The 23,283-nt window shown below is 47.8% G+C and carries 21 protein-coding genes and 2 tRNA genes; 7 read left to right on the top strand and 16 right to left on the bottom strand.

Translation table 11 applies throughout. The annotated features are described in order from the left end of the window. Window positions 1-141 precede the first annotated feature (141 nt). From yfaE to ubiG, 4 genes are all read right to left on the bottom strand, one after another. A complete protein-coding gene (yfaE, locus tag JL661_RS10685; RefSeq protein WP_004236769.1) occupies window positions 142-408 on the bottom strand; it encodes a class I ribonucleotide reductase maintenance protein YfaE in 267 nt (88 codons plus the stop codon). Continuing rightward, window positions 408-1,538 carry a class Ia ribonucleoside-diphosphate reductase subunit beta gene (gene nrdB, locus JL661_RS10680; RefSeq protein ID WP_004236768.1) on the bottom strand — a complete coding sequence of 377 codons (1,131 nt, stop codon included), beginning with the start codon at window positions 1,536-1,538 and terminating at the stop codon, window positions 408-410. The genes yfaE and nrdB overlap by 1 nt, the downstream gene beginning before the upstream one ends. A 12-nt stretch (window positions 1,539-1,550) precedes the next feature. Next, window positions 1,551-3,845 carry a class 1a ribonucleoside-diphosphate reductase subunit alpha gene (gene nrdA, locus JL661_RS10675; RefSeq protein WP_024473820.1) on the bottom strand — a complete coding sequence of 765 codons (2,295 nt, stop codon included), beginning with the start codon at window positions 3,843-3,845 and terminating at the stop codon, window positions 1,551-1,553. A 376-nt stretch (window positions 3,846-4,221) separates the two neighbouring features. Continuing rightward, window positions 4,222-4,947, bottom strand: a complete 726-nt coding sequence (gene ubiG / locus JL661_RS10670) for a bifunctional 2-polyprenyl-6-hydroxyphenol methylase/3-demethylubiquinol 3-O-methyltransferase UbiG (protein WP_062772537.1) — start codon at window positions 4,945-4,947, stop codon at window positions 4,222-4,224. 187 nt (window positions 4,948-5,134) lie between these two features. On the opposite strand from ubiG, the gene gyrA reads away from it, so the two are divergent. Beyond that, window positions 5,135-7,750, top strand: coding sequence for a DNA topoisomerase (ATP-hydrolyzing) subunit A (gene gyrA / locus JL661_RS10665; protein WP_004236765.1), 2,616 nt, complete (start codon window positions 5,135-5,137; stop codon window positions 7,748-7,750). A 174-nt stretch (window positions 7,751-7,924) separates the two neighbouring features. Further along, window positions 7,925-10,771, top strand: a complete 2,847-nt coding sequence (gene rcsC, locus JL661_RS10660) for a two-component system sensor histidine kinase RcsC (protein WP_062772540.1) — start codon at window positions 7,925-7,927, stop codon at window positions 10,769-10,771. A 69-nt stretch (window positions 10,772-10,840) separates the two neighbouring features. Here rcsC and rcsB read toward each other — a convergent pair whose 3' ends face one another. Both rcsB and rcsD read right to left on the bottom strand, forming a co-directional pair. Then, window positions 10,841-11,491: a response regulator transcription factor RcsB gene (gene rcsB / locus JL661_RS10655; RefSeq protein ID WP_062772543.1), complete on the bottom strand. Its 651-nt coding sequence runs from the start codon at window positions 11,489-11,491 to the stop codon at window positions 10,841-10,843. After that, on the bottom strand, window positions 11,484-14,198 hold the full coding sequence (gene rcsD / locus JL661_RS10650; protein WP_046024347.1) for a phosphotransferase RcsD: 2,715 nt from the start codon (window positions 14,196-14,198) through the stop codon (window positions 11,484-11,486). The genes rcsB and rcsD overlap by 8 nt, the downstream gene beginning before the upstream one ends. 207 nt (window positions 14,199-14,405) lie before the next feature. On the opposite strand from rcsD, the gene JL661_RS10645 reads away from it, so the two are divergent. Continuing rightward, window positions 14,406-14,493: transfer RNA gene (locus JL661_RS10645), tRNA-Ser, on the top strand. Window positions 14,494-14,498: 5 nt separating this feature from the next. Beyond that, window positions 14,499-14,574: transfer RNA gene (locus JL661_RS10640), tRNA-Thr, on the top strand. A gap of 38 nt (window positions 14,575-14,612) precedes the next feature. Here JL661_RS10640 and JL661_RS10635 read toward each other — a convergent pair. From JL661_RS10635 to JL661_RS10615, 5 genes are all read right to left on the bottom strand, one after another. Next, entirely contained in the window at window positions 14,613-15,764 is a 1,152-nt protein-coding gene (locus JL661_RS10635; protein ID WP_004240095.1) for a tyrosine-type recombinase/integrase, read from the bottom strand. 537 nt (window positions 15,765-16,301) lie between these two features. Next, window positions 16,302-16,697 carry a single-stranded DNA-binding protein gene (locus JL661_RS10630; RefSeq protein WP_036420946.1) on the bottom strand — a complete coding sequence of 132 codons (396 nt, stop codon included), beginning with the start codon at window positions 16,695-16,697 and terminating at the stop codon, window positions 16,302-16,304. Then, window positions 16,698-17,312 (bottom strand): ERF family protein, encoded by a 615-nt coding sequence (locus JL661_RS10625; protein WP_062772546.1) that lies wholly within the window; start codon window positions 17,310-17,312, stop codon window positions 16,698-16,700. Window positions 17,313-17,314: 2 nt separating this feature from the next. Beyond that, entirely contained in the window at window positions 17,315-17,677 is a 363-nt protein-coding gene (locus JL661_RS10620) for a hypothetical protein (RefSeq protein ID WP_015422640.1), read from the bottom strand. A 157-nt stretch (window positions 17,678-17,834) separates the two neighbouring features. After that, complete coding sequence (locus JL661_RS10615; protein ID WP_004240098.1) at window positions 17,835-18,011, bottom strand: hypothetical protein; 177 nt, start codon at window positions 18,009-18,011, stop codon at window positions 17,835-17,837. An 836-nt stretch (window positions 18,012-18,847) separates the two neighbouring features. Here JL661_RS10615 and JL661_RS10610 point away from each other — a divergent pair. Continuing rightward, complete coding sequence (locus JL661_RS10610; protein WP_073970181.1) at window positions 18,848-19,381, top strand: super-infection exclusion protein B; 534 nt, start codon at window positions 18,848-18,850, stop codon at window positions 19,379-19,381. A 27-nt stretch (window positions 19,382-19,408) separates the two neighbouring features. Here JL661_RS10610 and JL661_RS10605 read toward each other — a convergent pair whose 3' ends face one another. The 5 genes from JL661_RS10605 to JL661_RS10585 all read right to left on the bottom strand — a co-directional run bounded on the left by JL661_RS10605 (window position 19,409) and on the right by JL661_RS10585 (window position 22,498). Then, entirely contained in the window at window positions 19,409-19,861 is a 453-nt protein-coding gene (locus JL661_RS10605; protein ID WP_459540173.1) for a transcriptional antitermination N peptide, read from the bottom strand. 216 nt (window positions 19,862-20,077) lie between these two features. After that, window positions 20,078-20,632, bottom strand: a complete 555-nt coding sequence (locus tag JL661_RS10600) for a type II toxin-antitoxin system VapC family toxin (RefSeq protein WP_062772549.1) — start codon at window positions 20,630-20,632, stop codon at window positions 20,078-20,080. Continuing rightward, window positions 20,629-21,336 carry a hypothetical protein gene (locus JL661_RS10595; RefSeq protein WP_062772552.1) on the bottom strand — a complete coding sequence of 236 codons (708 nt, stop codon included), beginning with the start codon at window positions 21,334-21,336 and terminating at the stop codon, window positions 20,629-20,631. Before JL661_RS10595 ends, JL661_RS10600 begins: the two co-directional genes overlap by 4 nt. A 134-nt stretch (window positions 21,337-21,470) precedes the next feature. Next, window positions 21,471-21,812 carry a DUF3024 domain-containing protein gene (locus tag JL661_RS10590; protein WP_062772554.1) on the bottom strand — a complete coding sequence of 114 codons (342 nt, stop codon included), beginning with the start codon at window positions 21,810-21,812 and terminating at the stop codon, window positions 21,471-21,473. 38 nt (window positions 21,813-21,850) lie between these two features. After that, entirely contained in the window at window positions 21,851-22,498 is a 648-nt protein-coding gene (locus JL661_RS10585) for an XRE family transcriptional regulator (RefSeq protein WP_036414490.1), read from the bottom strand. A 99-nt stretch (window positions 22,499-22,597) separates the two neighbouring features. Between JL661_RS10585 and JL661_RS10580 the strand changes: the two genes are divergently transcribed. Then, entirely contained in the window at window positions 22,598-22,807 is a 210-nt protein-coding gene (locus tag JL661_RS10580; RefSeq protein ID WP_081113475.1) for a helix-turn-helix domain-containing protein, read from the top strand. Between the two features lie 130 nt (window positions 22,808-22,937). Continuing rightward, entirely contained in the window at window positions 22,938-23,264 is a 327-nt protein-coding gene (locus tag JL661_RS10575) for a hypothetical protein (protein ID WP_062772557.1), read from the top strand. Window positions 23,265-23,283: the final 19 nt, after the last annotated feature.

Here is a 23,283-nt window from a genome sequence, read left to right as displayed (position 1 = left end):
CATGATATTTCAATCAATAATATGTGCGCAAAGCGTAATGAAAAACAGGAAAGGTGTCAAATTTAAATTACGTATATCGTAAATATATCGTTACACTAATGGCGTAAAAAAACCGGATTGCAGATCCGGTCACAAAACAGCTTACAGTTCGATGTCGATGTCACTCAGCGGGTAGCAACTGCAGGGAAGAATTTCACCGTCATTAATAAACGCCACCGGCCGCTGCCGGTAACCGACTTTACCGCGTTTGAGGCGGACACGGCAGGCACCGCAATAGCCTTCACGGCACTGGTATTCCACCGGGACGGATTGTTCGAGTGTATTGAGCAGGTTGTTGTGTTCTTCACTGACATAATGCAGCTGAATACCCTGCATGTTGCCATGCAGGGTGATTTTATAGCGGGGCATCAGAGTTCGAAGTTACTCAGTTCGTCAGTGTTGACTTCAGAGTCAATCTGACCGACCAGATAGGAGCTGACTTCCACTTCCTGTGGTGCCACCTGGACGTTATCAGATACCAGCCAGGCGTTGATCCACGGAATCGGGTTCGAGCGGACTTTGAAAGGCAGCGGCAGACCCACCGCCTGCATGCGGATATTGGTGATATATTCCACATACTGACACAGGATATCTTTGTTCAGACCGATCATTGAGCCGTTGCAGAACAGGTAATCTGCCCACTCTTTTTCCTGCTCCGCCGCACGGACAAACAGGTCGTAGCAATCCTGCTCGCACTCTTTGGCGATTTCCGCCATTTCCGGGTCATCCTGGCCGCTGCGCAGCAGGTTAAGCATATGCTGGGTGCCGGTCAGGTGCAGCGCTTCATCACGGGCGATCAGTTTGATGATTTTCGCATTACCTTCCATCAGTTCGCGCTCGGCAAAGGCGAAAGAGCAGGCGAAACTGACATAGAAACGGATCGCTTCCAGCGCGTTGACGCTCATCAGGCACAGATACAGCTGGCGTTTCAGGGCGCGCAGGGTAACAGTAAAGGTTTTACCGTTTGCGGTATGCGTTCCTTCACCGAACATATGATATTCATTGGTCATACGGATAAGATCATCATAATAGCCGGAAATATCTTCCGCACGTTTGATGATCTCTTCGTTTGCCACGATATCATCGAATACCACCGACGGGTCATTCACGATATTACGGATAATATGCGTGTAAGAACGCGAGTGAATGGTTTCCGAGAAAGACCAGGTTTCCACCCAGGTTTCCAGCTCCGGAATGGAGATCAGCGGCAGCAGCGCCACGTTCGGGCTGCGGCCCTGGATGGAATCCAGCAGGGTCTGGTATTTCAGGTTGCTGATGAAAATATGCTTTTCGTGATCCGGCAGGGCATTGTAGTCGATGCGATCGCGGGATACGTCCACTTCTTCCGGACGCCAGAAGAAGGAGAGCTGTTTTTCAATCAGTGATTCAAAAATCGGGTACTTCTGCTGATCGTAACGGGCGACGTTTACCGGCTGGCCGAAGAACATCGGTTCTTTCAGCTGATCATTATGTACCTGCGAAAATGTTGTATAAGACATTATTTATTCACCTTAAATTTTACACGCGCCGCCTTCACAACCATCATCGTCGGCGATGACCACTTCCTCAGGAAGGTCTTCCTGGGTATCCTCCGCACCATCGCGGGTATTGTGGTAATAAAGTGTTTTCACACCGTATTTATAGGCCAGCAGCAAATCTTTCAGTAACTGGTTCATCGGTACTTTGCCGCTCGGGAACCGGGTCGGATCATAGTTGGTGTTGGACGAAATCGCCTGATCGACAAACTTCTGCATAATCCCCACCAGCTGGAGATAGCCCTCGTTACCCGGCATCTGCCATAACAGTTCATACGCGGATTTCAGGCGCTCATACTCCGGCACGACCTGGCGCAGAATACCGTCTTTCGAGGCTTTAACACTGATATAACCGCGTGGCGGCTCAATGCCGTTGGTGGCATTGGAGATCTGCGAGGATGTCTCTGACGGCATCAGGGCAGACAGGGTGGAGTTACGCAGACCGTGTTTTTTGATCTCTTCGCGCAGGCCTTCCCAGTCATAATGCAGCGGCTCGTTGGTCAGCTGATCCAGGGTTTTCTTGTAAGTATCGATCGGCAGAATGCCCTGTGAATAGGTGGTTTCGTTAAACCACGGGCATGCTCCGTACTCTTTTGCCAGCTCATTGGAGGCTTTCAGCAGGTAATACTGAATAGCTTCAAAGGTGCGGTGAGTCAGGTTATTGGCGCTGCCGTCGGAATAGCGCACACCGTGTTTCGCCAGGTAGTAAGCGAAGTTAATCACCCCGATACCCAGGGTACGGCGGCCCATTGAGCCTTTGCGTGCCGCTTCAATCGGATAATCCTGGTAATCGAGCAGGGCATCCAGGGCACGTACTGCCAGGATAGCCAGTTCTTCCAGCTCATCGAGGTTCTCAATGGCACCCAGGTTAAACGCGGACAGCGTACACAGCGCGATTTCCCCGTTCGGATCATTCATATCGTTAAGCGGTTTGGTCGGCAGGGCGATTTCCAGACACAGGTTGGACTGGCGCACCGGCGCGATAAACGGATCAAACGGGCTGTGAGTGTTGCAGTGATCCACGTTCTGAATATAGATACGGCCGGTCGAGGCACGTTCCTGCATCATCAGGGAGAACAGTTCCACCGCTTTCAGCGTCTGTTTGCGGATAGACGGATCTTTCTCATACTGCTCATAAAGACGCTCGAACGCATCCTGATCGGCGAAGAACGCGTCATATAACCCCGGTACATCGGACGGGCTGAACAGGGTGATATCCTGGCCTTTGATCAGACGTTCATACATCAGTTTGTTGATCTGGACGCCGTAATCGAGGTGGCGGACACGGTTGCCCTCAACGCCACGGTTGTTTTTCAGTACCAGCAGGCTTTCCACTTCCAGATGCCAGATAGGGTAGAACAGCGTCGCCGCACCACCGCGCACGCCGCCCTGAGAACAGGATTTCACGGCGGTCTGGAAATGTTTGTAGAACGGGATACAACCGGTGTGGAATGCCTCACCGCCGCGGATCGGGCTGCCGAGCGCACGGATGCGACCCGCGTTGATACCGATACCGGCACGCTGGGACACATATTTGACAATCGCACCGGAGGTCGCGTTGATGGAGTCCAGGCTGTCGCCGCACTCGATCAGCACACAGGAGCTGAACTGGCGGGTCGGGGTGCGGACACCGGACATAATCGGCGTCGGCAGGGAAATCTTGAAGGTTGACGTGGCGTCATAGAACCGGCGGATATAATCCAGACGGGTCTCTTTCGGATAATGCGAGAACAGACAGGCCGCAACCAGGATATACAGGAATTGTGCACTTTCATACACTTCGCCGGTAACACGGTTCTGAACCAGATATTTCCCTTCCAGCTGTTTGACGGCGGCGTAAGAGAAATTCATATCACGCCAGTGATCGATGAACTCATTCATCTGGTCAAATTCAGCTTCGGTGTAATCGGTTAACAGATTTTCGTCATATTTACCGGCAGCCACCATTTTCTGTACATGGGCATATAACGCCGGCGGCTCAAACTGGCCGTAGGCTTTTTTGCGAAGGTTAAAAATAGCCAGGCGGGCAGACAGATACTGATAATCCGGTGTTTCAGCGGAAATCAGGTCGGCGGCGGCCTTAATCATGGTTTCATGAATATCCGCGGTACGGATCCCGTCGTAGAACTGAATCTGGGAACGTAACTCGACCTGGGAGACAGAGACATTATTCAGACCTTCAGCGGCCCAGGTAATGACGCGGTGGATTTTGTCTAAATCGATACGTTCTTTGTGACCATCACGTTTGGTAACAAGCAGATTCTGGTTCATCAGTTGATATACCCTGTTTTGAAAATGACACCCTGTTGTGATTAACGCGCTGATAACGTGTATCTGCCCGATAAAAAACGATCCCTGAAACAAATGTTCCGGGAAAGTCAATAGCGGGTGCTGAGCGATTTAAACACAAGATGTAGTGTGTCTGTAAAAGATGGGTAACAAGATAATGATAAATGCGCTCAGGATCAAGTGTATAAAATCAGGATCTTTTGTGGATAACTTGAGGATAGTCACCCGCTGACAGAGTGGTAAGCACTGAGATCCCTGACAAAATGAAACTGTGCTTACCTTATTACGCGAAGCGATAATTTTAGAAAAATGCGATTTGTTTGGCGTTTTATTAATCGCCGGAGTAATTAACTTGACACTATAAAATAAAACGGGTATGCAACATATAATTTACATCCACATTGGGTGCCAGCCAGAATTTATCGCTTAACGGGTTGTAATGTAAGCCAATCATGTGCTGCTCGCGCAGACCGGTATTATTCAGCCAGTCAATCAGCTCTGCCGGACGGATAAATTTTTTCGCATCGTGCGTACCGGGCGGTACCATCTTCAGAATATATTCTGCTGCGATAACAGCCATAAACCAGGCTTTCTTGTTGCGGTTAATGGTGGAGAACACCACATCGCCCCCCGGTTTGACCAGACGGGCACAGGAACGCACTACAGACGCAGGATCCGGCACATGCTCAAGCATCTCCATGCAGGTCACCACATCATACCGTTGCGCATGTTTTTCTGCGTGCTGTTCCACTGTTTCCTGCACATAGGTGATATCTGTGCCGCTTTCCAGTGCATGCAGACGCGCAACCTGAAGCGGCTCCGCGCCCATATCCAGCCCGGTGACATCCGCACCTTCCCGCGCCATACTTTCTGCCAGAATTCCGCCACCGCAGCCGACATCCAGCACTTTCTTCCCGAACACACCGTTAACCCGCTGCTGAATATAAGCCAGACGCAGCGGATTGATCCGGTGCAGCGGTTTAAATTCACCCTCAAGATCCCACCAGCGTGAGGCAACATCCTCAAACTTTTTAATTTCCGCAGGATCGACATTGGCTGTCAGCGGGGAAGCTGTGTCATTCATGGTCTCTTTCTCTCTCTTGCTGCGGCAGAACCTGCCGGAATACGCGATGGCGTCAGTATACAATGCCGGGCGCGGATGCGTCAGAAATAAAATACTCTCCCGATTTCTATATCTCCTTTTTTAAACATTGGCGATTTGTGGTATAGTTCCGCACCTTGAATCCGGAGTAATGAGGGATACTGGCTCCATGAGCGACAATGCCAAAGAAATCTTGCCCGTTAACATCGAAGAGGAGCTGAAAAGCTCGTATCTGGATTACGCCATGTCCGTTATTGTCGGACGCGCGCTCCCCGATGTCAGGGATGGTCTGAAACCGGTTCATCGCCGCGTATTATTCGCGATGAAAGAACTGGGTAATGACTGGAACAAAGCCTATAAAAAATCTGCCCGTGTGGTCGGGGATGTGATCGGTAAATATCACCCCCATGGTGACAGTGCTGTGTATGAAACGATTGTCCGCCTGGCTCAGCCGTTCTCAATGCGCTATATGCTGGTGGATGGTCAGGGTAACTTTGGTTCAATCGACGGTGATTCCGCAGCGGCAATGCGTTATACGGAAGTCCGTATGGCGAAAATTGCCCATGAACTGTTAGCCGACATCGACAAAGAAACCGTGGATTTTGTACCGAACTATGACGGTACCGAAATGATCCCGGATGTGATGCCGACCCGCATCCCGAACCTGCTGGTGAATGGTTCATCCGGTATTGCTGTCGGGATGGCAACCAATATTCCGCCGCATAACCTGGGTGAAGTCATTGACGGCTGCCTTGCCTATATTGATGATGAAGATATCAGCATCGAAGGTCTGATGGAGCACATCCCGGGGCCGGACTTCCCGACTGCGGCGATTATCAACGGCCGCCGCGGTATTCTCGATGCTTACCGCACCGGACGCGGCAAAATTCATATCCGTGCCCGCGCTGAAGTGGAAACGGATGAAAAAACCGGCCGCGAAACCATTATCGTTAATGAAATTCCGTATCAGGTGAACAAAGCCCGCCTGATTGAGAAAATCGCCGAGCTGGTTAAAGAGAAACGTCTGGAAGGTATCAGCGCACTGCGTGATGAATCCGATAAAGACGGTATGCGCATTGTGATTGAAGTCAAACGCGATGCGGTCGGTGAAGTAGTACTGAACAACCTTTATCTGCTGACACAGATGCAGACCACGTTTGGTATCAATATGGTTGCCCTGCATCAGGGACAGCCGAAGATCCTCAATCTGAAAGAAATTCTCAGTGCGTTTGTGCGCCACCGCCGTGAAGTGGTGACCCGCCGGACAATCTACGAATTACGTAAAGCCCGTGAACGCGCCCATATCCTCGAAGGTCTGGCGATTGCACTGGCCAATATCGACCCGATTATCGAGCTTATCCGCCGTGCGCCGACGCCTGCGGAAGCAAAAGCCGGGTTACTGGCACAGGCATGGGAACTGGGTACGGTTGCCGCCATGCTGGCCGGTGCCGGTGATGATGCCGCACGTCCGGAAGGCCTGGATGAGCAGTTCGGTATCCGCGATGGTCTGTATCATCTGACCGAAGTTCAGGCTCAGGCGATTCTGGATCTGCGTCTGCAGAAACTGACCGGTCTGGAGCATGAAAAACTGCTCGACGAATACCGCGAGTTACTGGAACTGATTGCCGGTCTGCTGCATATCCTGCAAAGCCCTGAGCGTCTGATGGAAGTCATCCGTGAAGAGCTGGTGGCAGTGAAAGAGCAGTTCAACGATAAGCGCCGTACTGATATCACAGAAAACACAGCGGATATCAACATCGAAGATCTGATCAGTCAGGAAGACGTGGTGGTGACACTGTCCCATCAGGGCTATGTGAAGTATCAGCCGCTGACCGATTATGAAGCCCAGCGCCGCGGCGGGAAAGGTAAATCTGCCGCCCGTATCAAAGAAGAAGACTTTATCGAACGTCTGCTGGTGGCAAACACCCACGACACCATTCTCTGCTTCTCCAACAAAGGGAAGCTGTACTGGCTGAAAGTGTATCAGTTACCGGAAGCCAGCCGTGGTGCGCGCGGTCGTCCGATTATCAACATATTACCGCTGGACCAGGAACAGAACGAGCGTATCACTGCTATTCTGCCGGTCCGTGAATATGAAGAAGGTAAGTTTGTCTTTATGGCGACCGCCAGCGGTACCGTGAAGAAAACCTCCCTGCAGGACTTCAGCCGTCCGCGTAACGCCGGTATTATCGCCGTCAACCTCAATGAGGGTGATGAGCTGATTGGCGTTGACCTGACTGACGGCAGCAACGAAGTGATGCTGTTCTCTGCTGACGGTAAAGTCGTCCGCTTTGCGGAAGATGCTGTCCGTGCCATGGGGCGTACCGCCACCGGCGTGCGCGGTATCCGTCTGGGTGACGACGATGCGGTCGTGTCACTGATTATTCCGCGCGGTGAAGGTGAAATTCTGACGGTCACCGAAAACGGCTACGGTAAGCGGACTGCGGAAGCGGAGTATCCGACCAAATCCCGCGCCACTCAGGGGGTTATCTCCATTAAAGTGAGTGAGCGTAACGGGAAAGTCGTGGGTGCAATCCAGGTCGGTGCGGATGATCAGATTATGATGATCACCGATGCCGGTACTCTGGTCCGCACCCGCGTCTCTGAAGTCAGTATCGTGGGCCGTAATACCCAGGGTGTGACGCTGATCCGTACCGGAGAAGAAGAGAAAGTGGTCGGTCTGCAGCGTGTTGCGGAGCCGGAAGAGGATGAAAATGATTTCTCTGAAGACGGTGAAGTGACGGATGCGGCATCTGATGATAATGCAGAAGAGAATAACGATTAATATCACCGGTTTCCGGTAATATAAAATCAGAAAAACCGATAAAGCAGGAACAATAATATTGTTCCTGCTTTTTATTTACCCCGGGGGTTTTGTAAACATTGCACAGTGGTATATCCTAGACATAACAGTCTGAAACCTCGTGAATATATCAGATTCATTATTGGCGGAGCCCCTTTGAGATACTTTTCATCTTTCCAGACATCACTGAAAATTTCGCGTTACCTGTTCCGGATCGTCGGTGTGATGTTATGGGGGCTGGGGGCGCTGGTGACGGTATTCTATTTACTGAATATCTATAACGGGATGCGCAATGATATCCGCCAGCAATATTATTCCGATTACGATGCCTTATTAGCCTATTTCCGGCAATCCACTGATATGACCCGCGATATCCGTTATATGAATGAACGGTTTGTCGAAAATAAAGAAGTACGGCCGGGAGAGCCCGCAGACCGGACCACCGACGGCTTTTTTATTGATTACCGGGCACTGAATACCAAAGGCGACTGCGCGGCCTTCCGCACCGGCAGCGGCCCGTATATTATTGCATTCAAAGATCTCCTGACGTACTGGCAGAACAATATCGCCGCACCGATGGGGCTGAATCAGGTCTTTCTGGTCGGTTCAAAAACCCTGTGTATGGTGTCATTTCCGATCCGCAACCTTTCCACCAGCAGCGAAACGCTGCGCAGAATGGTCAATGATTACTCTCAGAACTATTTCCGCCTGAAAAGTCAGGGGAAAGAGCGCACTATTTACTGGGCGGCGCCGGGCAGTAATCAGGGAATGGCCAGCCTGTTTGTGATGATGCCGCTGTATTATGACGGGCGTTTTCTGGCACTGATGGGCATTGAGCGTAATCTGCAGCTGGAAAACTTTAACCGCCTGCGCGATTTCCCGGCCAATATGGTGATTATTAATGAGCAGGATGATGTCGTGCTCTCTTATCCGGAAGAAATTAACACACAGAAAAATAAAGACCGTTATCTGGTAGACGATAATTATTTCGGCTATGACGACGAATTCACCCAACTGGTCTTTAAACGCAGGCTCACGCCGTCCCTGCTGAGTGTGGTATATACCACGCCGCTGAGCTCAATCTATGAAAAACTGAAATTTCAGATCCTTAACGGGGCGATTCTTAATCTGATCTCCGCCATTATTATCGGGTTGTTTACCTGGCTGCTGGAACGGCGGATATTTATGCCGGCCGAAAACAGCGCAATGCGTCTGGAGGAGCACGAGCAGTTCAACCATAAAATTGTGGCCTCCGCACCGGTCGGGATTTGCATTCTGCGCACACTCGACGGTACGGCACTGCTGAGTAATGAGCTGGCTCATAATTACTGGCGTATGCTTTCGTTTGAGGATCGCAACCGTATCGGCCTGCTGATAAAAGATAAACGGCAGGGAATGGAAGATATGGTGACCCGTAACGGAGGGCACCTTCAGGTCAGTTTTGTGCATTCCCGTTACCAGAACGAGGAAGTGGCGATTTGTGTGCTGGTGGATATCAGCGCACGTGTGCAGCTGGAAAGCTCGTTACAGGATGCGGCACAGGCGGCAGAGCAGGCTAACCAGTCGAAATCCATGTTCCTTGCCACGGTCAGTCATGAGCTGCGCACGCCGCTGTACGGTATTATCGGTAACCTGGAGCTGTTACAGTCCATGGCACATTCGCGGGATGCCCAGCGCCTGCTCGGCACGATGAATAACTCCTCCTCATTATTGCTGAAAATTATCAGTGATATTCTCGACTTCTCCAAAATTGAATCCAAACAGCTGAAAATTGAGCCGAGAGAGTTTAACTTCCGCGAACATATTCATTTTGTGGTGGCAAACTACCTGCCGCTGGTGGCGAAAAAACACCTTTCACTGTACTGCTTTATTGAAAAAGATGTGCCGGAGCTGGTCTGTAATGATCCGGTGCGGATGCAGCAGGTGATCGCCAACCTGTTTAATAATGCGATTAAATACACGCATGTCGGGATGGTGTGCATTCATGTCTATGTCTGCGGCGAATATCTGCATGTGGATATTCAGGATACCGGCGGCGGTATCAGTGAGGATGAACTGCGCCAGTTATTCGACCCGTTCTATCAGATTATGCCGAACACGGACAGCCCGTCGCAGGGTACCGGGCTGGGGCTGCCTATCTGTGAAAAGCTGATTTCACTGATGGACGGCGACATGATGGTGGAATCACAGAAAGAGGTCGGCAGTCTGTTCGGGATCCGCTTCCCGTGCTATACCGCCTATCCGTCCGGCCATCATGCGGATATTGTGCCGCTGACTGTACCGCTGGTCTTTGAGTTCCGCAACGGCGTGCTGGCGGATTATATGCAGCGTTACTGGCAGGATATTGCCCCGGCAGCGGTTCCGTTGTCTGAATGCTCAGATATTGCCTGTGCGGTAGTGATCACGGACATGGTGACCCCGGCGATGAAACAGGTGCGTCTGCTGATTGAACTGGATGCCGGTTATACTGACAAACCGGTGCCGATGGGCGGCAATCACTGGCGGCATAATACCCATCAGCTCGACGGGCTGTTTGATTTTGTCTCTGACCGCCTGAATAATCGTCGTCAGGAAGCCGATGATCTGCCGCCGCCGCTGCTGCCGGACAGTCAGCAGGCCGCGCATGTCCGGATCCTGATTGTGGATGACCATCCGATTAACCGCCATCTGCTGTCAGATCAGCTGCATCTGTTCGGCTTCCACACCGCAACGGCGGATGACGGGCTGGATGCACTCGACTTCCTCGAAACCCATGAGGTGGATATTATTCTGTCAGACGTCAATATGCCGAATATGAACGGTTATGACCTGACCCGCACACTGAGAGAGAAGGGGATGACACTACCGGTTATCGGGATCACCGCCAACGCGCTGGCCGAAGAGCGCGAGCGCTGTCTGGCTTCCGGCATGAACGATTGTCTCTCCAAACCGGTCTCGATGCAGGCGTTGCGCACCATGATGCAGCACTACATTCCGCAGGTCACGCCGCCCGGGGCTGAATAACCGGCACATAAAAAAACCGCCGTTCATCTGAATGGCGGTTTTGCATCAGTACTGTAAAACGTTTCCGGATTACTCGTCTCTGTGGCTGTCGATAGTGACAGACGAAAGGTAATTCAGCAGAGCGATATCGTTATCTACACCCAGTTTCAGCATGGCGGATTTTTTCTGGCTGCTGATAGTTTTGATACTGCGGTTCAGTTTACGCGCAATCTCAGTGACCAGATGCCCTTCGGCAAACAGACGCAGAACCTCACTCTCTTTCGGAGACAGGCGCTTATCGCCGTACCCGTTGGCATTCACTTTTTCCAGCAGTTTGGAAACGCTGTCAGGGGTGAATTTCTTTCCTTTCTGCAAAGAGGCCAGTGCTTTCGGCAGATCAGCCGGCGCACCCTGCTTCAGTACGATCCCTTCGATATCGAGGTCCAGTACGGCACTGAGGATCGCCGGATTATTGTTCATGGTCAGCACAATAATCGCCAGGTCAGGATAATGGCGCTTGATATACTTGATAAGCGTGATGTCATCACCATATTTATCTCCCGGCATGGAAAGGTCAGTGATCAGAACATCCGCATCCAGGCGTGCTAAGTTATTGATGAGTGAAGTGGAATCTTCAAATTCACCAACAACATTAACCGTTTCCAGCTGTTCCAGGGACTTTTTTATCCCGAACAGAACAATAGGATGGTCATCAGCGATAATAACATTCAGGTTATTCATACTCTTGGTTACCTTGCTGCAGCAATTCAGTGACAATGGCATCAATTTCCCGGATACCTTCATCCACCTTCATTTTGTTTTTGTCAGCGATACAGCGTTCTATATCTTCACAGCGTGATTTCAGATAATCAAAGTCGAGCACAGCAAAGACCCCTTTGACCCGATGTACTGTCAGCGCCAGTGGCTGCAATTCACTTAATTCTGCTTCCGTGTACATCTTACTTATATCAGGAGGGACTGTGGTGGCAAACAAGTCTTTATACGTACTTTGTGCCAGCTGATTTTTATATAACGCAACAACTTCCCCGACGGAAAGCGCTGCTGTATTAATACCCGGATTCCCGGGTAAGAATCTATCATCAAACTCATCCGAAGTTAAGCTTTGTTCGATAAGCAGCGTAATAGCATTCAGAATTTCATCATTGAAATTATAATTACACTCCACCAGGGAAGGCGTAATCATTCTGTGTTCAATAATGTCATTTCGTAAAAAGAGTATTGGCTTTCTCGCTTTCTTATCAAAGTCAGTTATCAGGATGTCATATTCATCTTGCAATAATGCGCGATTTTTATCAAATAAAATTCCGCCGTTTTCAATTATAATTGCGTTAATTATTTCCCGAATACTCGGATTAATGATATTGATCTTAAACAGCGTATCTTCCAGCACCTCTGACGGCTCACCGATCATCTCGGTGGCAGGCAGCGGCAACTCGACAGTGTAGTGTGTGCCGATGTCTGGTTTACTGTCTATTTTCAGCTCTCCGCTGAGTTTTTTACATAATAAATCACACAAATAGAATGCCAGCCCCGAGTTCGGACGACCTTCCGTCTCCGCGACCTGAAACATAAACGGATCGTGCAGATTAACGAGATCAGATTGCGGCAGACCGGAGCCGCTGGCGATTATTTCCAATCTGATATTATTATGTTCATCTTTAAATATATTCTTAAGGCGAATAACCAATTTACCGTATTTTAAATTACTGACAGCATAATTCAGTAATAATAAAAATATCTTACTGATAATAGGGCCGTCACCAATGTAATTCAGCTGTTTATTAATACTGTTATGGAAATAAAGCGGAATGCCTTTGTCATTTATCTGACGTGAGAATTGTTTAACGATATCTTCGACGGTCTGTGACAACAGGAATTCATCATTGGTCGGTTTCCAGTCATCACTTTCCAGGTCAGCCAGCAGAATAATATTTTCGATCCACTCACACAGATAACCGGATTCCGTTACCACTTTATCCATCAGCATGCCGCCGGCGGGATCAGTCACATACGGTGCCAGCGTATGCAGGTCATTACCGAGCTGTTTGACCGGCACCACCAGCTCTGAACGGATATTTGACAGCACAGACTGACGGGCTTTGATACTTTTCTTATACTCACGGTCAGACAATTGCAGGCGGCGTGCGGTCAGCGCTTCCTGATCCACATCCCGGAACAGAATCAGATAAGTATCATTCATATTACGGACCGGATTCATACTGACTTCATAAACCACGTTATCAATGGTGGTCTGGATCCGGCCCTGGTGCTCGCGGGCCATATCGCGGGTTTTGTTCAGGTCGCTGAGGGTCAGCAACTGACTGGCGATGGTATTACTGACCAGCCGTTTATTGGCGGCAAAATCATAAATCGCCAGCCCGATAGGCAGTTGCGCCACAATTTCATTGGTTATCGCCTCACTGTTTCTGGCCTGGCGGACCAGTGTATTGAGCGGGGAAATGAACCGTTTGCGGATATAAACAAGGCCGCCGACGGAGAGCATACTGAACAGGAAGACAGAAATTAACAGCCAGATATTGGCCGCCAGCATCTCTTCGGCCAGAGATAGCAGTGAGAGCTGATAAACCACCTGATACGGCATTTCACGCAGACGGTAACTGAGTTTCAGTGACAGGCCGTTAATACTGATCTGCACCGCATTCGGACGGTTGCTGAGGGTGTGGGTCTCGGCCGGGATCAGTGACAGATTGGACAGATCCAGATTATCCGGCACCAGGTTATTCACCGGTAAATCAAACGCCACCACGCTGGTCAGCTGACCGGGGTTATTAAACATTGCGCGGTAGGTATAGTAATAGGTTGATTCTGACGGCATCTTGGTAAAGGAGGAGAGGGTTTCCCGCTCATCCAGCGCTGTGGAATCCGCCAGCATTTCCGCCCGTTTTTCATCGGCACCCAATGTCAGCGGGCTTTCGCGGTAGCGCAGCTCCGGACGCAGGGCAGAATGGGATGTCACCAGCAGCAGACTGTTATCCAGTCCGTTGAGGTAATATACAGAATTAAACTGATTTTCACCGCCCCACAGAATGGTCAGATAGTCTGAAAAACGCCGTGCGATGGCGTAGGTCTCATCATTGGTCTGGCCGAACAGGATGGCATCCACAACCGGCACACGGCTGTCAATCCAGTAAATATCATTCAGGATCTTATGCGGCGGAACGAGCTCAGGCCGCTTCTCGGTGTCCGTGGTATTGGCGAGCCGGAACAGCTCAGCGGACTGATAGCGGTACGTTTCAACCTGATGTTCTATCCGTGTGCTGAAACTGTAGAGTGCGCCTTTTTTGCTTCCCAGCCAGGCATCGTAATAGTTATATCCGTATAAAAAGAGAGATAAGACTAATAACGAAACAAATGATGCATAAAAGCCGGGTATCGCATAAGGCTTGGAATGTGACTGTCTGTACATATGTTCCGTTGCGACCTTATAGTAAGTACTTGACTGTAAATTCACCGGGAATTAATTCTATCATACTAATTCCCGTCACAATAACAGCAGTATTCCGCCGCAGGGCCGGTATGATGCACGAATGTTGAGCAGGCAGACAAAAAAATCGGATTTTTTTGCATATAGGGGTAGACAGGTTCCTCATTTTTCAGCATAATCGCGCCCCATGGAAGGATGGCCGAGTGGCTTAAGGCAGCGGTCTTGAAAACCGCCGACGGGAGACCGTCCTAGAGTTCGAATCTCTATCCTTCCGCCAAATTCGCCGGCTTAGCTCAGTTGGTAGAGCAACTGACTTGTAATCAGTAGGTCACCAGTTCGACTCCGGTAGCCGGCACCATATTAAACCCGTTAACTCTCAACCAGTTAGCGGGTTTTTCATTTGTGCTCACCAACCACACTCAGGGTCGGGTGGGACATATTTGGGACATCCTCACCAAAAACAGCATCGATTTGCTGCGCATGCTGGCTCAGATGACCCGGTGCCAGGTGAGCATACCGGCGTACCATTTCTATTGATTCCCATCCCCCCATTTCCTGCAATACGGACAGCGGTACTCCCGCCTGAATTAACCAGCTCGCCCATGTGTGGCGAAGGTCGTGAAAACGGAAGTTTTCTATACCGGCACGTTTAAGTGCAGTCCTGAAAGCAGTATTACCGTCAACGCGCATTTTTCTGACAACCGGAGTCATTGAGCCGTCAGATCTGTTTTTAGCCTTCGTATGCACAAAAACATACTTTGTGTGATTGCCTATCTGCTCACGCAGGACGCGGCACGCAGTGTCGTTAAGAGCAACACCCAATGCTTTCCCTGATTTGGTCTGATCCGGGGGAATCCACGCTACTTTTCTCGGCATATCTATTTGTGACCATTCCAGGTTAATAATATTGGAGCGCCGCAGGCCGGTAGCCAGAGCAAATGTCACAACAGATTTAAGAGGTTCACTGCATTCATCGATCAGGCGTTTTGCTTCCCGTGGCTCGAGCCATCGGACCCGGTTATTCTTCGGTTTTGGCACCCGGATATTCGGGGCTTTATCGAGATACTTCCAGTCGCGTTCAGCGGCGCGGAGCAGTGACTTGATGAAAGCCAGGTAAGCAGATTTGGTTGCTACAGAAACCGGCTCTGATTTTTTACTGACTGCACGCCGCTTCCTGCCGGAAATATGCTTTTCCCAATTTTCTTTCAGCTTCTGATTTTTCAGCTTACTGACAGCATCATAGATTTTAATCTCATCAATATCTGCCAGGTGCATCCCTTCAAAGTGATCGAGCCAAAACAGTATTTTGGTTTTATCATCATCAAGAGATTTTTTGCCTGATTTTTCCTCGAGCCACCGCGTACAGGCAACCTCAAAAGTAACCTTCGGAGTTTCACCCAGTGAGTTTACGCGCCACAGCTCGGCCTTTCGTTTATCATGCAACTCCTGCGCTTGTTTTTTGTCCGTTGTACCAAGCGACTCCTTAATTCTTTTACCATTGTGCGAGTAACTGGCGTACCATATCTCGCCTCTCCGGAAGATTGACATATCCTTTCCTCTTCCGCACTAATCACGCTTTCCGGCGTATTGTGCATTTTGTAGTTGATGGCTGCAATGCAATTTGCACGGGTAAACTGCCACGGCGATTTGGGCTTAAGCGGATCTTTTCTCGAGCCGGAAAGCCTGCCGGAATCAATCCATTTTTTCAGGGTAGGGTAAGATATTCCCATGAAAGCACAGGCTTCACGGCTATCCATCGGGTAGGCGTCTACGGTCGGCCAATATAAAGTTAGGGCTCTGCCTCTGGTTAATGTGGGTTTAGTTGCAACCCCCATACTTCATCCTCCTGCTGTAACGTACGCACGTAATACCCAGGCACTTTCTTCTCAGGAAAGCACGGGTGATTAAGTGGTTTGAATTTCGGTGTGTATTTGCCGAGTATTGCGGTGTGTTGTTCGTCTGATGTGTGCTGCATTAATTCCGTAAGGCAATCCCTTGCTATTCGTCTGCGTCCGTTCTCTGCTTTCTGTGGTGTTATAACTTAACGCTTTCGTCTACCTGATCATCCCTGCATTACGCTTCATCCTAAAACGGAACATCATAGTCAAAATCCATCGGTGGCTCATTCCGTGCTGGAGCTTGCTGCGTCTGCGGCTTCTGGCTTCCTGCCTGATTGTTGCTGAAATCCAACTGGTTCACGATAATCACCGGCGCTGATCGTTTATTGCCATCCTGACCTGTCCATTCCTCCATGATGAACTCGCCAGTAACCGTCACCTTCATTCCTTTTTTCAGGTGTTCTGGCAATTTCTCAGCTTTCGCGCCGAACATTTTACAGATAACCCACGATGTCTTTTCGTGCTCGCCATATCCCTGTTTCACCGGTAGGCTAAACGATGCAACGGCTTTCCCTGCCGGAGTCCATCGTTGCTCACAATCCTTTCCGAGATTGCCGCTGACTGTAATTACGTTAATTGCCATTTATGCCGCCTGCTTAAGTTCGTTGATCCTGATGCCGGTGAGGCGCTTACATTCATCCTGTTTGTCGCTACCGTTCAGCATTCGCCATACTTTCCGGTATTCAGCCTCAATCGTCTTTGTGTCACTTGTGACATTAAGAAATTCGGTATAGTCACCCAAAATCTGCTCTGGATTACGTGGAACAACATCGTGAACCTCTGCGTCAGCATCAATCGCAGTTTCTTCGGTAGGAATACAAAATGCCTGGAAAGCTGCGTATTTATAAGCGATAGACATTGCTTTGTTGGTTGCCTTGTCCCCGCTATCCATAGCTTCGCCAAAGGTGGTCACTGTGTGTTTGCTGCCGTCTTTCGTGGCAATGAAATCAAACTCAGCCTTCACCACGACATAAAATAAGGTGCCGCCTTTTTGTGTCTGTCGCTCCGTGACAGAACGCTCCATAATGCGAGGAAGGATAATCAGGCCATGCTTAACCAGCGCCGGGGCAAGGGCGTTGTATACAGCGTCGATCCCCCTGAACATAAACCCCTGTTGTGAATTCCTGCTCCCTTTTTTGATGCCTGTCTCAGCCAGTTCCTTGGCTACGGCACTTATTGCCTTATAGACTTCAGACATGATTAATCCCCCAATCTCTGGCCGGGGCGTGATTCCGCACGCCCACCGCCGTAATAATCAACACCACCGACACCGGTAGCTTTTCCATGTTCAGTCCTCCATTCTCTCCACGCCTGTGTCTCAGCAGCATTCCGTGCTGCTTTGATGTTTGCGGGTAGTGGGGGATAGTGAAGGGCGGTGATACGGCAGATGTTGTAAAGTGTCTCGGCCACCCGTTGCTCTGACAGTGAAGGCTCTCCGGTCGGTTTCCCCCGCCGTTGCAAATCCATTTGCTCAATTGCTGATTTCAGGGCGCGTTGATAATTGTCCTCATACGTTCCACCGGAGCCTGCGGGTTTCCCTATGCGTCGTGGATATTCCATCATGTGAATTCTCCGCTTAAAAATTCTGCCGGTACCCGTCCGTTTGGCAATCCGACACTTTCACGAAACCAGTAATCATCCTTTTCTTTCTGCTCTCGTTTCCTGCGCTGTTCGGCAATCCGTTGCCGTTCTACCTGAGCATCCTGTATTGTGTATGTGTTCATGCCGGTAGCCTCATTCTGCACTGATGGAGAATGCGGCTTGTTTTGGCGTTCTCCCTGCGCCAACGCCACTCCGACACAATCTGCTCAATCTGCTTTTCATCCATGTCAGCCTGATTGAACAACTCAATAACCTGTTCCTTGGTGTGTTTTTGTTTTGCAGTCATCAGCGACATATCTTTCTCCCGTAAGCTCTCATCTGTAATTGGTTAGCCAGATCCCAAATGCGGGACTTTCCGGTGGATATCGCTACCCTTGCCGCACATCGGGCAAGGCGTAAAAATGGCATAGAGATGCACGCCACGTCAGAACCGCACGCAGCGCGACAAGGTTTAGTTTTCATGTTGTTTACCTACGGATATACCTGAAAAATAAAGGATATATTGAAATTTTATTGATGCTGATTAAAATATATTTAGTGATAACAATGAGGAGCAGATTATTGAGGCTTTTGCTTTATTACCTTTGATTACAGCAACCATTCCTGGCGGTATCTTTTTCTTCCTGTCTCATTTATGTTTGTTTCCTTCTGATGGACATTAAGGCAGTTATATTCCAACTGCCTTTTCCATAAATTAATGGCGCATAATTTCACTCTGGAACAATGTCCGCTCCCCGGATATAGTTAGAAAAACTAAGGAGAGCAGTTATGAATTTAACCCCTGAACAACTCGAGACGATCATTGAGAAAGCTGTAGAAAAAGCTATAACCAAGTCATTCATCAGGTATCTGAAATTAACTATCGGGATTCCTGTTGTTGTCTTTATCTTCCTTGCGGTAATCGGATATTTCCTTTATCCGAGGTAATTCCTCTTACTACACGTCTCTGCGCTACGTGATGTCCGAATAGTTATCCCCGCGCGGGGTGCTAGCCATTCAACCTAACGTCCCTAGGCTCTGGGGCGAAGTGCCTGCTTTTAACCACATCAGGCGAGGTGGTTCTCGTGTACCCCTACAGCGAGAAATCGGCTATAATCTGCTCACCCCTACAGATAAGAGATTACATAGCCTATGAACAACTCATGGTGGCAGGAGTTTGTTAAGTTTTTCCTGCGAGGAATTACGCTTAATAGGTTGGTTTATATGGTTTTTATCTTGATACTGTTGGTTATATTTACACCAGACAAAGCCAAGGAAGCAGTTAATGCCCATAATCCAGAGGTGCTTCCGGATTACTGTATGTATTACATATTACTATTTTGCTGTAGTTATATTATTTCAGCAGCAGCAGGATCAACGATTGAGTTTTTAAAGAAAAGAGTAGTGTCATTCGTAGCTTATCAAAGAGATAAAAATGAAAGAGATAACATATTCGCTTCTCTTTCAAACGATGAATTTGACTTTATCTATCTATTCTTTGAACGAGGCGAACCGTTATCTGATTTCAATAGAAACTCACCTGCAATAAATAAACTTGTAAGTAAGAAGATATTTAATTTTTGGATGCCAAATGCATACAATAAAAATCTTGCCACCTATAGCTTAAATACAAAATATAAAGCTATGTTTTATGACTGGTATTTAAAGAAAAAAGCTCTAGAGTAAGTATCTGCGCTCATACAACCCAGCAGGTTATGCTCTGGCCGTGATACCAAATTCTGTTTTTGGTTTTGACTTATATCGCTTAGTTGAATACAGGGCAGTTGTGTTTAAGCAGCAGTTGTCTGGTGAGTCGTAAATCGGGGTACTGCATGCTGATGTGGCTTTTTCTACCCGGCTCATTGGGCTTTTGTCCGGTTCAGTTCTGAATATTTCCTCCAACTTCATTTTTACATTTTTGGTGGCAATAGCTTCAGCCTTTCGTCTGGCGTGACGTCTGTTTGCTGAGTTACCACGTAAAAATTCAGGTTTGCGTGATTTTTTCACTATGATTATTGCCATATTTCCTCCAAACAGTTGGCTTTGGTGATTGGTACAATCATGCTTTGCTTCAATCCCAAAACCTTCTGAGAAGGTTGACGCTTTATCAGCGTCACCGTTCTGACAGCCAATACACAGCTCGCTATCATCGTTTTTAAAGAGCACCAACGTGCTGTGTTCCGTTGATGGTTATGATAATATGCATTTAACGCAAATGCGTCAAGCGCATATTTTGGGGTGGGTAATATTATGTAAGATTTAATGTAGTTATTTTGTTGATTTTACTGATAATTTATTTTTTTTAAATCGTCAAAATCTGGTGTGGATCACATAGGCGGGGAGTTACAGGCACAAAAAAGCCCTCGCAGGGGAGGGCTGGGGTCAATGTGTTATGTGAGTGCCTGTTTCATCATCTGGATAAAGCGGAAATTGCTCTGGGGGTGGGGCTATATCGGCTAAAGATTTTATTGAAATCCCTAAATCAGTGCACTTCTTAAAAACATTTTTATCATGGCTCCATACTTCATTAACGTTATTCGCTTTAGCAATTGATATGATTTGCCTGTCAAATTTTATTTTACTAGAGGTGCTTTCTGCGGAACTTGCCAATTGCCTAATTTCTTGAAGTGTCGGTAATTTAGCACATTCTATAGCTGCAATTTCATCAAATGAAACCAACTCAAAGCATGACATTGATGATATGAGGTTAACATGATCAATATGCTTCTCTTTATCGATGCCAACAAGGTATTCAGCTAAAACTGGCGTAGGTACAATAATTACACCGCCAATTTGTTCAATGTAATCTTTCAGGGCTTTAGCCCTTAAGTGTACATTATCAACCTTTGTGTTATCTCGAGGGTTTATCCACGATCCCTGAGGTTCTACATCTAGCATCATACAAATTAAGATGTTGGTATCAATGATAACTTTCAATTGATGCTCCTAACCTTGTGTAGAATGTCTTCGCGGTCTTCCATTTCATCCCACTTGTTATTTTCATCTTCTTTTAAAATGGATAGTGCTTGTTTTATTGAAATATCTTTAAGTAATTCAAATTTTTCAATTTTAAGTTTTTTTAGTTTCCATATGCCGTTGATGTTTTCCCAGTCTCCAACACCATGAACTCTGATTTTTTTGAACAGATATTTTGCCAGCTGAGTAGCGGTTTGTTGATTTGCTTCACAATTTAAAATTTCATTATTGGCACCGAGTAACTTGACTGGAATAGTCTCATCTCGACCCCCTATGTTATATAACTGACCTTGCACTTTTGTTTTTTTCGTAATGGCAATTGGTTTTGGTTCTATGTGAGGAGTTATGCTGCCGATAACTATATTATCTTCAGATAGTATTTGTGCCGTATAATTGTCTCTGGCAAGGTATTTAGCTATATCCCGATAATCTTTCGATTCACTGGCAATACTTGCGTTTATGTTTGCTATTACCGAACCATAAGTACTCTGGCATTTCGTGTATGAAATTAACTCAGCCGAGCCTTCTTCTACGGATGAAAAATGAACATCACTTTCACCGCACATTTTTGTAAGTGCAGCAAGATATTGAACAAGCTTTGCTTGTGGTAACTCATCTGGCTTTGTCCCGCCAAGCTTAAGTTTTATCTTGTGAATTTTGCTCATAATTAATCCGATCTTCTGCTTTGTATCGGTACCCCTGTGATGTTGTTAGTTTATTACAGTGATGACGATATCTCTACTTTTAATATTATCTGACGGCTTACCACTACACGCTAAAACGTGTCGTCAGGCCACTGTTAGCCGAAGAATCGATGATCTGCATCTTCATCAATAATTTTTATTGCGTCAGAAAAACTGCCTATCATTCGGCCGTCATAGTGCCGCCATTCATTATTATCAGTAGACCAGAACAGGGACCACGAGTTGCTGTTTCTGTTGTTTGTTATTTTGGCCAGCATTTCTTCCGCACGTCCGGTGCTCCAGGACAGTTGTCTAACCTCGAAAATGATTACGCTATCGTCTTCAATACGATACTGAAGATCATGTTCATCCCGGATATGCTTTGGTGGACGACGCTTTTCCATGAAATAGTTCATACATTGTTTAATTTGTACGACTTCAGTGTCATTGAATGCCATAGTTTGTCCTTAGAACACGCTTGATTATCAGTACTGGCTTATGATTGCTCGCATTTATCGATAAACTTAGTCGGCTTTACAATCGCTGCCACATAGTGCATTTTTTCCACTTCACGTGGATCAACTGTGATTGGCGGGTGAGTATTGTTGACGCTGGTGAATTGGTAACTACCATCTCTGGTTTTATTCAGTATTTTTACCATGTTCTTACCTTCAACAGTGCGCACAAAGACCTCATCACCGGATCTGACTACTGTGTTGGGCTCAACAACCACATACTCACCTGATTGAATCCTGGGCCACATACTGTCACCCTTAACTTTGAGGGCATAAGCGTCCTTATCATCGCTGTAAATTTGAACCCATCCCTCAAGGGCCTCTATCATATCCACTGCGCCATCAATCCCCAGGAATGCTTCCCCAACTACTTTAACCATGCCATTGGGGACGAATCCAACAAACTCAACATTATCATCTTGTTGCTGTGTAGTGGTATCGGAGAATAGGTCGGCTACCGTGACACCAAGAGCAGCCGCAATTTTTGTTAATGTGCTCTCGGAGTAGCCTTGGATATTCCTTTCAAGGCGAGAGATATTCCCCACGTCGCTATCAATAGCAGTGGCTAATTGCAGGATTGTTAATCCCTTCTGTTTTCTGAGAGCTCTAATTTTTGTTCCTATTTTCATATTATCATTCAACTTTATTTATGCGTCTCACACAAAGCGTATTGCGCATATCAAAGTATATGGTAATATGCGTGTGGCGCATTCAAAATGGAGTGAGATATGCAAATAACGCCGTTAAGGAAAATTCGTTTGGAGAAGCAATTAACAATTGCAGAGGTAGCAGCCGCAATTAACTACGATGTCGGGAACCTCAGTCGTTTGGAGCGCGGCGCTCAGGCGGCATCACTTGAGATTGCTGAAAAATTGGTGAAATTTTACGAACAAAAAATCACTGAAATGCAGATTTTGTATCCGCAGAGGTATATGTAGTTACCCTGGTTCTTTAACAATCGCAGAGCTGTTAGCTGCTACGGAGTCACTGATAAAGTGACGATTTACATATAAAACTACCTCACAGGATGTGAGCTACGGACTATCTATACCAAAAGGAATTTACATTATGGAAAATGCAAATCCACGCAAATCGTTCAACCGGTTTGTGTCAAATCATCTGATGACAACCGCTCATCAGGCAATCAGAAACACCACACAGACGGTAGTTGCAAAATTACTCGGTGTTCACGATTCAACAATCCTGCGCAGAACAGAAAAGTTACCGGAGATATGCGAAACATTGGCCGCAGCCGGTATCAGGGATTTTGTTTTGCCTGGCGAGAGAAAAATCAGTGAGGAGGAGTATCGGTTTCTGTGGAAACAGATTGGTGAGCTATCTCAGATGAGAATAAAAGAAAACGCCCCGGCTGTTGGAGCAGCAGAGGCGTATTAAGAAAAGCACTTAATATTTA

The sequence above is a fragment of the Morganella morganii genome, from assembly GCF_019243775.1.
Lineage (GTDB): Bacteria > Pseudomonadota > Gammaproteobacteria > Enterobacterales > Enterobacteriaceae > Morganella > Morganella morganii.
Note: the sequence above shows the minus strand (reverse complement) of the source record. Positions and strands in the feature narration are given on the sequence as shown.